The organism is Archangium sp., assembly GCF_036389735.1.
Classification (GTDB): Bacteria; Myxococcota; Myxococcia; order Myxococcales; family Myxococcaceae; genus Archangium.
Genome location: NZ_DASVWK010000189.1, coordinates 1 through 11315, shown reverse-complemented (window position 1 = coordinate 11315; position 11315 = coordinate 1). Strand labels below are relative to the sequence as shown.

Annotated in this window: 8 protein-coding genes; 5 read left to right on the top strand and 3 right to left on the bottom strand. The window is 69.4% G+C overall.

Annotation, left to right across the window (positions count from 1 at the left end):
* Positions 1 to 1497 (top strand): phytoene desaturase family protein (locus VF794_RS07080; RefSeq protein ID WP_331108414.1); only part of this gene is annotated, 1497 nt, incomplete at its 5' end.
* 51 nt (positions 1498 to 1548) lie between these two features.
* A complete protein-coding gene (locus tag VF794_RS07075) occupies positions 1549 to 2874 on the top strand; it encodes an RIO1 family regulatory kinase/ATPase (protein WP_331108413.1) in 1326 nt (441 codons plus the stop codon).
* A gap of 3 nt (positions 2875 to 2877) precedes the next feature.
* On the opposite strand, the gene VF794_RS07070 is transcribed toward VF794_RS07075, so the two are convergent.
* Positions 2878 to 3042: a hypothetical protein gene (locus tag VF794_RS07070; protein WP_203408670.1), complete on the bottom strand. Its 165-nt coding sequence runs from the start codon at positions 3040 to 3042 to the stop codon at positions 2878 to 2880.
* Positions 3043 to 3433: 391 nt separating this feature from the next.
* On the opposite strand from VF794_RS07070, the gene VF794_RS07065 reads away from it, so the two are divergent.
* Both VF794_RS07065 and VF794_RS07060 read left to right on the top strand, forming a co-directional pair.
* Positions 3434 to 5293, top strand: a complete 1860-nt coding sequence (locus VF794_RS07065; protein WP_331108412.1) for an ABC transporter ATP-binding protein — start codon at positions 3434 to 3436, stop codon at positions 5291 to 5293.
* Between the two features lie 65 nt (positions 5294 to 5358).
* Positions 5359 to 8193, top strand: a complete 2835-nt coding sequence (locus tag VF794_RS07060) for a beta-N-acetylglucosaminidase domain-containing protein (RefSeq protein WP_331108411.1) — start codon at positions 5359 to 5361, stop codon at positions 8191 to 8193.
* Between the two features lie 9 nt (positions 8194 to 8202).
* Here VF794_RS07060 and VF794_RS07055 read toward each other — a convergent pair whose 3' ends face one another.
* Both VF794_RS07055 and VF794_RS07050 read right to left on the bottom strand, forming a co-directional pair.
* Positions 8203 to 9543, bottom strand: a complete 1341-nt coding sequence (locus tag VF794_RS07055) for a hemolysin family protein (RefSeq protein WP_331108410.1) — start codon at positions 9541 to 9543, stop codon at positions 8203 to 8205.
* Entirely contained in the window at positions 9536 to 10597 is a 1062-nt protein-coding gene (locus VF794_RS07050) for a hemolysin family protein (RefSeq protein WP_331108409.1), read from the bottom strand. Before VF794_RS07050 ends, VF794_RS07055 begins: the two co-directional genes overlap by 8 nt.
* Before the next feature lie 164 nt (positions 10598 to 10761).
* On the opposite strand from VF794_RS07050, the gene VF794_RS07045 reads away from it, so the two are divergent.
* Positions 10762 to 11250 carry an 8-oxo-dGTP diphosphatase gene (locus VF794_RS07045; RefSeq protein ID WP_331108408.1) on the top strand — a complete coding sequence of 163 codons (489 nt, stop codon included), beginning with the start codon at positions 10762 to 10764 and terminating at the stop codon, positions 11248 to 11250.
* Positions 11251 to 11315 lie beyond the last annotated feature (65 nt).

Sequence of the window (11315 nt, the reverse complement as noted above, 5' to 3'; positions counted from 1 at the left end):
AAGGTCACCGTGGTGGAGAAGGATCCGGTGCCCGGAGGGCGGATGAAGGGGCTCACCCTGGGCGAGCGGGGCGAGTACGCGGTGGACACCGGGCCCTCCATCCTCCAACTGCCCGGGGTGCTGGAGCGCATCTTCGAGCGCTCGGGCAAGCGCATCTCGGACTACGTGAAGCTGGTGCCGCTGGACACCAATACCCGGGTGCACTTCTGGGACGGCACGCACCTGGACACCACGCGCGACGTGGCCCGCATGGAGCGCGAGGTGTCGAAGTTCGGCCCGGACAAGGCTCCCGCGCTGCGCCGCTGGCTGGAGGAGGGCCGGGAGAAGTACCCGCTCGCCTACGAGAAGTTCATGGCCACGCAGGCCGACAGCCTCGCCTACTACGCCCCCTGGCGGCTGCTCTCCACGCTGCGCTTCAAGCCCTGGCAGACGCTCTACAAGCACCTGGACGGCTTCTTCCACGACGACCGCATCACCTACGCGCTCTCCTACCCCTCCAAGTACCTGGGGCTGCACCCCACCACGTGCTCCTCGGTGTTCGGCGTCATCCCCTACCTGGAGCTGGCCTTCGGGGTGTGGCACGTGGAGGGCGGCTTCCGCTCCCTGGCGCGGGGGATGATGAAGTGCGCCGAGGACCTGGGCGCCACCTTCCGCATGGGCACCCCGGTGGAGCAGGTGCTGGTGGAGTACGGCCGGGCGGCGGGCGTGCGGCTGAAGGGCGGCGAGCGGCTGGAGGCGGACGCGGTGGTGGTGAACGCGGACCTGCCCTATGCCGCCCAGAAGCTCGTCCCGTCCGAGGCGCGCGCCGGCACCCGGCTCACCGACGCCGCGCTGGAGCGGGCGAAGTACTCGTGCAGCACCTTCATGGCCTACTACGGGGTGGATCGCGTCTGGGATGACCTGCCCCACCACCTCATCTACCTCTCCGAGAACGCCCGGCGCACGGACCGGGCCGCCCTGGAGGACCAGCAGGTGGACCTGGAGGACCCGCCCTTCTACGTCTGCAACCCGGGCGTGACGGACAGGAGCGGGGCGCCCGCGGGCCACTCCACCCTGTACGTGCTGGTGCCCACGCCCAACACCTCGAGGCAGGTGGACTGGGCGGCCACCGAGCGCACCTTGCGCGAGCGGATTCCAGCCATGCTGGAGAAGGTGGGCCTCAAGGGGGTGCGCCAGCACCTCCGGGCCGAGCGCTACTTCACCGCCGAGACGTGGCGGGACGACTTCAACGTCTTCCGGGGGGCCGTGTTCAACCTGTCGCACACCTGGCTGCAGCTCGGGCCCCTGCGCCCTCACGTGAAGAGCCCCAGCGTGGAGGGCCTGTACTGGGTGGGCGGGGGGACGCACCCCGGCAGCGGGCTGCTCACCATCATGGAGAGCGCCAACATCGCCGCCGACTACCTCGCCCGGGAGGCGGGCAAGGGAGCCCTCCCTGGATGGCCCTATGTCCCACCGGTCGAAGGGCATTCGGACGAGCCCCACGCACATGTGAGGTGAGTATCACCCGGAATACGTGGTAGGACTTCAGGCCTTCCGTCACGCGAACGCATGAACGAAGCGCTTCAGACCCTGTTGGCCGATGGTGTCATCGACGAGGTGGTAGGACGCCTCAAGAGTGGCAAGGAGGCGGACGTGTATCTCGTCCGCCATGGCGGCGAGATCGTCGCGGCCAAAATCTACAAGGAGCGCGAGCACCGCAACTTCCGTAACAACTCGGGCTACCGGGAGGGCCGGCAGGTGCGCAATACCCGCACCGCCCGGGCCATCGCCAAGGGCAGCCGCTTCGGCGTGCAGGCGGCGGAGGATGCCTGGAAGATGGCGGAGTCGGACGCCCTGACGAAGCTGCACGCGGCCGGCGTGTGCGTGCCCCGCCCGGTGATGTTCTACGAGGGCGTGCTGCTGATGGAGCTGGTGCTGGACCTGGAAGGGCACCCGGCGCCGCGGCTGGAGGAGGCCGCGCTCACGCCCGAGGAGGCGTCGGCGTTGTACTTCGACCTGCGCAACCAGGCCATCCGGATGCTGTGCTGCGACCTCATCCACGGCGACCTGTCGGCGTTCAACATCCTGCTGGGCAACCGCGGCGCCACCATCATCGACTTCCCTCAGGTGGTGGACGCGGCCGCCAACAGCCAGGCCGAGTTCTTCTTCAAGCGCGACGTCGAGAACCTGCGCCGCTACTTCGAGCTGGCGGACCCGAGCCTGCGGGCGCGGGCGGGCGATGCTCAAGAGATCTGGCGGGCGTACGTGAAGCGCGAGCTGACGCCGGACTACGTGCCCACGGGTCGCTTCCAGGCCGAGGGTGGGTCGCGCGAGCGCCGCTTCTCCGGAGGCCCGCGCGGCGAGGGCCGCTTCAACGGCCCGGGTGGCAACGGGCGTCCCCAGGGCGACCGGTTCCCCCGGGGCGAGCGTCCTCCGCAGGGAGCGCGTCCTCCGCAGGGGGCGCGTCCTCCACCGGGGGAGCGTCCTCCGCAGGGAGCGCGTCCTCCACCGGGGGAGCGTCCTCCGCAGGGGGAGCGTTTCGCTCGAGCAGAGCGTCCGCGGGGTGAGCGTCCGCAGGGCGAGCGTTTCCCCCGAGGAGAGCGTCCGCAGGGTGAGCGTTTCCCCCGAAGCGAGCGTCCGCAGGGAGATCGTCCCCCGCGTGGTGATCGTCCGCAGGGCGAGCGTCCTCCGCGTGGAAACGCGGATGGCCAGCGCCAGTTTGGAGATCAGGGGCGGTCACAGGGGCGTCCTCCAGAGCGGAGGAGCGAAGGATCCGGCCGGGGTGGGCCCCGTCAGGGGCTGGGCGGAGGAGGCGGTGGGCCCGTGGTGTCGTACTCCCAGAAGGGCGCTCCGGCATCTCCCTCGTCCCCGCCGAAGTCGGATGACGAGTCCTAGCTTCTAGCGGTAGCGATCCGGCTCGGGTTGGCAGGCCACCTCCAGGAAGGTGGTGCTGCGCCCGCGCAGGATCACCCATAGGCAACGTAGGAGGCAGGCGGCTCCGAACTCCCGGTAGATGAGTCCGAGGTTCTCGAGTACCTCACGTCCAGTGATGACTCCCCGCATGCCGCAACCCCCTGATGACCTTCGCGGAGGGGTTACTGCAAAGGCTTTGCCAGGCAATTCCTGTCGGAAATACAGGGTCTGTCTGTGATTGGACGCGCCAAGTCCCCCGTCTTCCGTTGGGAGATTTACGCCCACCTGTGCCCAGGTTGGTCGCCCCCCCCGGAATCCTGAAGTTCCTACAGGCGGGCTGTGGAAAGGTCGACGTGGGGCGAGCGCTTACACGCGCAAGTCCCCTCGTGCACGCCGGGCTGCGAGAGGATGTGTCGCTCGCACGACGCCCGGTCCAGCCGGTGTGTACGGCGCCCAGGTGGACAGGCACCTCGGCTGGCACCTGGGCGCCTCGCGTGCGAGAGCTGCGGCACGCGAGCGGGGGCCGGATTAGAGAGAGAGCGTGTCTCCACCGCTCTCCGCACCACGCCCTCCCCAGTCCCTGAAGGCCCGCCTGAAGAACACAGGCAGCCTCTTCCGGCAGCTCCCGGGGACCTTCCGGCTCTTCTGGTCCGCGAGCCCCCGGGGCGCGGTGGTCCTGGGGGTGCTGACGCTGGTGGCGGCCCTGCTGCCGGCGACGATCGCCTGGGTGGGCAAGCTCATCGTGGACGGAGTGGTGGCGGCGCAGAAGGAGGGGACCGAGGCGGCACGTGAGCACGTGCTGCGGCTGGTGGTGCTGGAGTTCGGGCTGATGGTGGGCTCGGCGGTGTTGGACCGGGCGCTGACACTGACGCGCGAGCTGCTGCGGGCCAGCCTGGGCAACCTGCTCAACGAGCGGATTCTGAAGAAGGCGCTGGAGCTGGAGCTGCGGCACTTCGAGGACTCGGACACCTACGACAAGATGCAGAACGCGCGGCGCGAGGCGAACAGCCGGCCGCTGGCGCTGGTGATGGACGCGTTCGCCATCGTGCGCAACGCGGTGACGCTGTCGACGTACGCGGTGCTGCTGGTGTCGCTGTCGGCGTGGAGCGTGGTGGTGCTGGTGGTGGCGAGCATCCCCGCGTTCATCGCGGAGGCCCGGCTGGCGGCGGAGGGGTTCCGGCTGTACTCGTGGCGGGCGCCCGAGGGACGGAAGCTGAACTACCTGGAGTGGATCCTCACGCGGGACAACCACGTGAAGGAGGTGAAGGTGTTCGGGCTGGGCCCGCTGGTGCTGGGGCGGTACCGGACGCTCTTCCAGAAGTTCTTCCAGGAGGACCGGGCGCTGGCGCTGAAGCGGATGGGGTGGGGGCTGGGGTTGGGGCTGGTGTCGCTGGGGGCTTTCTACGGGTGCTACGCCTTCGTGGCGAACCGGGCGGCGCGGGGGGCCCTCACGTTGGGCGACATGGCGCTGTACCTGATGGTGTTCCGTCAGGGGCAGGCGGCGTTCCAGGGAATCCTGTCGAGCGTGGGCAGCATGTACGAGGGGGCGCTCTTCATGAGCAACCTGTTCGCGTACCTGGAGATACCGACGGGGCAGGAGGCGCCGAGGGTGCTTCCCGCGAAGGTGGTGCCGCGGGGCCGGGGCAACGCCATCGAGCTGCGCAACGTGTCGTTCCGCTATCCGGGGAAGGAGGCGTGGGCGCTGCGCAACCTGTCGCTGCGGCTGGAGCCGGGGGAGAAGCTGGCGCTGGTGGGCGAGAACGGGGCGGGGAAGAGCACGCTGGTGAAGCTGCTCTTGCGCCTGTACGAGCCGACGGAGGGGGAGATTTTGTACGGGGGCGTGAACCTGAAGGACATGGACCCGGAGGATCTGCGCTCACGCTTCGGGGCGGTGTTCCAGGACTTCGTGCGCTACCAGTTCAGCGTGGCGGAGAACATCGGGTTGGGACATGTGCCGGCGCTGGAGGACCGGAACCGCATCACCCGGGCGGCGGAGCAGGGAGGGGCGAGCACGGTGATCTCCGCGCTGCCGAACCAGTACGACACGATGCTGGGCGGCTGGTTCGAGAAGGGGCACGAGCTGAGCGGGGGGCAGTGGCAGAAGCTCGGGGTGGCGCGGGCGTTCATGAGGGAGGACGCGGAGGTGCTCATCCTGGACGAGCCGACGGCGAGCATCGACGCGGAGTCGGAGCACGCGCTGTTCGAGCGCTTCCAGGAGCTGGCGGCGGACCGGATCGCGCTGGTGATTTCGCACCGGTTCTCGACGGTGCGGATGGCGGACCGGATCGCGGTGCTGCACAACGGCGAGGTGGAGGAGATGGGGAGCCACACCGAGTTGATGACGCGCAACGGCCGGTACGCGCACCTGTTCAACCTCCAGGCCCGCGGCTACCGGGACTGAGTGCGCGGCACTCACCCCGGGTCGAATTGACGTATTTTGCATGGCGCTCATAGTCTCGCGGCTTCATGCCGCAAGACCTGAACCGTCCCCCCGCCCTCCGCGCGGTCTTTCGCCGGAGCGCCGCCAGCCTCGCCCTCGCGCTGACCCTCGTGAACGGATGTGCCCCGGACGAAGAGGCGCCGCCGCCCGGGAACACCCAGCAAGAGCCACCCCGAGAGCTGCCCACGCTCTATCCCACCCCCAAGCAGGTGACGGCTCGTCCTGACGGAGTGCCAGTGCCGCCGCGCGTGGGCGTCGTGGCCGGCAAGCAGGCCGATGGTGCCGTGCTGCGGGTCGTGGAGCAGGCGCTGCTCGAGGCGGGCGCGGCGTCGATCGTGTACGCGGACGAGGGGCAGCCGACGCCGACCGCGCCGCTCGTCGTGTGGGTGGGAGGCCCGGGCGAGAACGCGGCCTCGGTGGATGCGCTGGGCGCGCTGGGCGTCGCGGGACCGGCTGGGATGGGCGCCGAGGGCTACGTCGCGGCGGTCGGGCGCGGTGCCGATGAGCAGGCGCGTGTCGTGCTCGCCGGCGTCGATCGGGATGGCACCTTCTACGCCGCGCAGACCTTCGCGCAGCTCGCGGTGGAGCGCGACGGACGGCATTGGCTCCCGGGCGCCGAGGTTCGCGACGAGCCCACGGCCACCTACCGGGGGGTCATCGAGGGCTTCTACGGCAAGCCGTGGGACCACACGGATCGGCTCCGTCAGCTCGACTTCTACGGCGAGCACAAGCTCAACACCTATGTGTATGCGCCCAAGGACGATCCCTTCCATCGCGAGCGCTGGCGGGAGCCGTACCCGGCGGACAAGCTCGCGCAGCTCCGCGAACTCGTGCGGCGCGCCCGGGTGAACCACGTGGACTTCGTGTTCTCGGTGTCCCCGGGACAGGACATCTGCTTCACGAGTGACCAGGACTTCGCCACGCTCACCTCCAAGATGGAGGCGATCCGGGCGCTCGGCGTGGACGCGTTCTCGCTCCTGTTCGATGACATCGACCCGACGCTCAAATGCGCGAGCGACCAGACGCGCTTCGGGAGCGACCCGAGCCCGGCCGCCGCGGCCCAGGCATACCTGCTCAACCGCTTCGCCTCCGAGTTCCTCGCGCCGCGACCGGGCTCGCGGCCCCTGATCACCGTGCCGACCGAGTACTCGGGCACGAGGTCGTCGATCTACCGCGAGCGCTTCGCCGCGCTGGTCGATGACTCCGTCGTCGTCTACTGGACCGGCCCTGAAGTGGTGTCGCCCGAGCTCTCCGTGCAGCAGGCCACGGAGGCGCATGGCGTCTTCGGGCACGACCTCTTGATCTGGGACAACTACCCGGTCAACGACTTCGCGCGGGACCGGCTGTTCCTGGGGCCGCTGGAGCGTCGCGCTCCGGCGATGCTCCAGCAGGGCATCCTGGGCTTCACCAGCAATCCCATGAACCAGGCGGAGACCTCCAAGATCCCGCTCGGGACGATCGCCGACTTCCTGTGGAACCCCGGCGCGTACTCGCCGGAGCGGTCGTGGGAGATCTCCCTCAGGCGCTTTGGCGGTGCCGCGTACGAGGCGCTCCTCACGCTCGCCGAGAACTCGCGCTCGAGCACGGTGAACGGCGAGGAGTCGCGGGAACTCGCGGCGCGCATTGGCGCGTTCTGGGCCGCGTATCCCAGCGGGAGCTTCGAGAAGGAGGCGGACGCGCTGATCGCCGAGTTGACGTCGATGGCGCGGGCGCCGGGCGTGCTCTCCCGGGAACTCGGCAACGAGCGCTTCCTCGTGGAGGTCCAGCCGTGGCTCGACAAGCTCGGGATGTACGGCGAGGCCGGCGCGGCGGCGGTCGACTCGCTGAAGGCCGAGGCGCGGAAGGATGGCACCACGGCGTGGGGGCAGCGCCGCGTCTTCGAGCAGGTGGCGGCTCGCGCGGTGCCGCTCCCCGTCACGATGGCCCCTGGCGTGGTCGACCCGCTCCTCGCACGTGTGCGCTCCACGAGCCGTCTGGTGGAACTCGTGCAACCGCGAAGCGCGACCGTCCCGGCTGGGACCGATGTCGAGATCGAGGTGGTGGTCAACGCGGGCCAGACGCCGATCTCGAAGGTCGAGTTCTTCGCGGGACCGGACAAGCTCGGTGAGGACGCGAGCGCCCCGTACACGTTCACCTGGAAGGGCGTGAAGGCGAGCGCGCCGGTGCTCATCGCGCGCGCCACGGACACCACCGGCTTCTCCGTCACGTCGCAGTGGATGCGGCTCCGCGTCGGTGAGCCCGCCCCTGTGTTGTTCATCGTGGGCGCCCTGCCGTTGCCCTCGGGGGACGCGTTGACCCAGGAGCGGCTCGAGTTCCTCGGCCATCCCGTCGAGGTGCGCGTCGCCGCGACCTCCACGACCGCGGATGCGTCCGGCAAGGCCGCGGTGATTGTGTCCTCGACGGTGGCCTCGGGCGCGGTCAGCACGAAGTTCCGCGACGTCGCCATTCCGGTCGCGACCTACGAGTCCTTCCTGTTCGATGACATGGGAATGGCGACGAGCGTCGGTGAGGAGTGGACCCAGAGCGACGTGAACGCCATCGCGCCCACGCATCCCATGGCGGCCGGGCGGTCGGGGAGCGTGAAGGTGTACCGCGTGCCGGATCGGCTCCGCTGGGGTGTCTACGGGGCGGGGGCCGAGGTCGTGTTGACCCTGCCCAGTGCGCCCGAGCGGGCGGTGCTGTTTGGTTACGAGCAGGGTGCTCAGTTGGTCAATGGAAGCACCGCGCCGGCACGGCGGGCCGCGTGGTTCCTGGGTGACTCCGGGGTCGAGACGCTGACCGGGGACGGCCTCGCCCTGTTCGACGCGAGCGTGCGCTGGCTGCTCGGGAACGCGCCGGTGACGCTCGCCCGGGACGGGTGAACGACACCGTCAGCTCGGCGGAGGAGCGGCGTCTTCGCCGAGCACGGTGTTGTCCGGGGGCGGGAGGCGCTCGATGCGGCACTCCTTGACGCCCCGGCCCTCCACGATCGTCACCTGGATGCGAACCTCGCCGTAGTCCACCACGTCTCCCACCCGCGCGGGTCGGCCCAGCTTCGCGAGCACGAGCCCGCTCACGGTGTCCACCTCGTCGTGCGTGAGCTCGAGCCCCAATTCCCTCCCCACTTCATCGAGCCGACGGAGGCCCGAGGCGATGACATGACCATCTCCATCCGCTCGCAGGACGGGCGCGGTCGGGGTGCCCTCGTCGATCTCGCCCACCACCTCCTCGAAGAGGTCCTCGATGGTGAGCAGGCCCGCGGTCCCTCCGAGCTCGTCCATCACTACCACCAGCTGCGTCTTCTCGCGGCGCATCACCGACAGCACGTTGTCGAGCCGGGCCGTGCGGGGCACGAACGGCACCGGCCGCACGTGCGCATATGTCAGCGGCGTTCCCGACGACAGCACGCGCAACAGATCCTTGATGTGCACCATCCCCACGATGTGGTCGAGGTCCTGGGCGTACACGGGGTAGCGCGTGTGGTTCGACTGCCGCAGCACGCCCCGCACCTGCTCGGGCGTCGCACCCAGCGGAATTCCCACCAGGCGCACGCGCGGCATGGCGGCTTCTCCGGCGGTGCGCTCCCCGAAGCGGAGGAGCTCCCCCATTACCTGGCCCGCCTCCTGCCGCAGATGGCCCGCGTGCTGACTCTCCTCGACCACGTAGCGCAGCTCCTCCGGAGAGTGGCTCATGGGGCCACCGGTGCGGCGCACGCCCATCAGGCGCAGCACCCCGTTGCCCATCGCGTTCAACACGACGACCAGGGGAAACAGGGCCGCGCTCGCCCACCGGATGGGCGTGCTGATCCACATCGCCGCGTGCTCCGCGCGGTGCAGCGCGAGCGTCTTGGGAATCATCTCGCCGAGCACGATGTGCAGGTACGTCAACACCGCCACGGAGGTGATGCTCGCCAGCGTGTGGGCGGCGGCCCAGCGCGCACCTCCGAGCGACTCGAAGAGGGAGCCGAACCACTCGGCCAGCACGTGCTCGCCGTACATACCGAGCCCGAGGCTCGCGAAGGTGATGCCCACCTGCGCGGTGGCGATGTAGCGGTCCTGCTGCTGGGGGTTGCGCAGCAGCTCGCTCACCCGCTGGGCCCGTCGGCTGCCTTTCGCGGCGCGGCGGTCGATGGCGGTGCGCGGCGCACCGAGCATGGAGAACTCGGCGGCGACGAAGAACGCGTTGATGAGGATGAGCACCGCGATGATGAACGGCGCGATGAGGTCATGCATGGGTGGGCTCCATCGCGGGCTTGAACTCATCGCCCATCCGGCCGAGCAGCTCCTCGAGCACGTCCTCGAGGCTCACGAGTCCTTCCACCTTTCCGCCGCGGCCCACCACCAGGGCATGGGTGGCGCGCTGCTCGCGCAGTTGTGTGATCAGTTGGTCCGCCTTCACCCCGCGGCGGACCGTGGGCAGCGGGCGCAGCACGTCGCGCAGCGGCGGCAGGGTGCCATGGCGGGCGAAGTGGCTCGCGAGGTCCTTGGTATGGACGAAGCCCAATATCTTCTCGAGCGTGCCCTCGTATACGGGCAGGCGTGTGTAGGGACTCTTGATGGCCCGGCGCAGCACCTCGTCCGGCGGGGTGGAGACGTCGATCGCGGTGATGCGCTTGCGCGGCACCATCAGGTCTCCCGCGGTGCGCTCGCCCAGCGTGAGGGCGCTGTGGAGCCGGCGTTGCTGCTCGGGCGCGAGCACGCCCGCCTGATGGCTCTCCGCGATGAGCAGATCCAGCTCCTCGGGCGAGTGGACGTGGCGGTGGCCGCCGGGCTTCACCCCGAAGAGGCGCAGCAGCAGGAGCCCACTGCCGTTGAGCACCTTGAGGAAGCCCGCGTACAGCTTGAGGGACAGGCGCATGGGCGGGTACGTGAGCAGCCCGGCCTTCAAGGTGAACTGGAGGGCGAGCGCCTTGGGGACAAGCTCCCCGAAGAGCACCTGGAGCACGGTGAGCAGCGCGAGGACGACCAGCGCCGCCGCCGAGTGCGCCGCCACGGGTTGCAGCCCGCCGAGGCGCTCGAAGACGGGGGCGAGCTGAAGCGCGACGGTGGCCTGTCCATATGCGCCCACCACGAGGCTGGAGAGCGTGATGCCAATCTGGCAGGCGGCCACGTAGCGGTCGAGCTCGGCTCCATCCTGAAGCACCGCGAGGAGACTCGCGGCGCGGCGATTCCCCCGTTGGGCGAGCGGCTGGAGTTGAGTCACGCGCAGGCTCACCGCGGCGAACTCCGCGACGACGTAGAGCGCATTGACGGCGATGAGCAGCAGGATGACGAGCCAGGCAATCACGTGGTTCTCCTCACCTCACGAGTATGGGTATCGCTTCCCGAGTCGGCCACAGGGCGGACGAGCTGTACTTCAGGACAATTGGAGCGCGCTTTGAGAGGGAGAGCGGCTCCCTGCCTACCTGTCGGGTTCTTGCGAGCCGGGCTCCGGGCGATAAGAGCCTCGTCATGCCCTACACGCCCATCATCGGCACCCTCGGCTACATCCTGTCCCCGGACGGGACGAAGGTGCTCCTCATCCACCGCAACGCGCGGGAGAACGACGCGCACCTCGGCAAGTACAACGGCCTCGGCGGGAAGATGGACCCGGGCGAGGACGTGGTCTCCTGCATGCGCCGGGAGATTCGCGAGGAGGCCGGCATCGAGTGCACGCACCTCACGCTGCGCGGCACCATCAACTGGCCCGGCTTCGGCCCCAAGGGCGAGGACTGGCTCGGCTTCATCTTCCGCATCGACCGCTTCGAGGGCACTCCGTACGAGCGCAACGCGGAGGGCACCCTCTCGTGGGTGCCCGTGAAGGACATCATGAGCCTGCCGCTGTGGGACGGGGATCGGCATTTCCTCCCGCTGGTGTTCGACGAGGATCCCAGGGCCTTCCATGGCGTCATGCCCTATGCCGAAGGCAAGGCGGTGAGCTGGTCCTTCTCACGCGTCTGAGAAGGCTCAGCGGCCCTGTCTGGCGGCCCCGAAGGTGTCGCACGCCTCCAGCGTGCCCTGCTCCA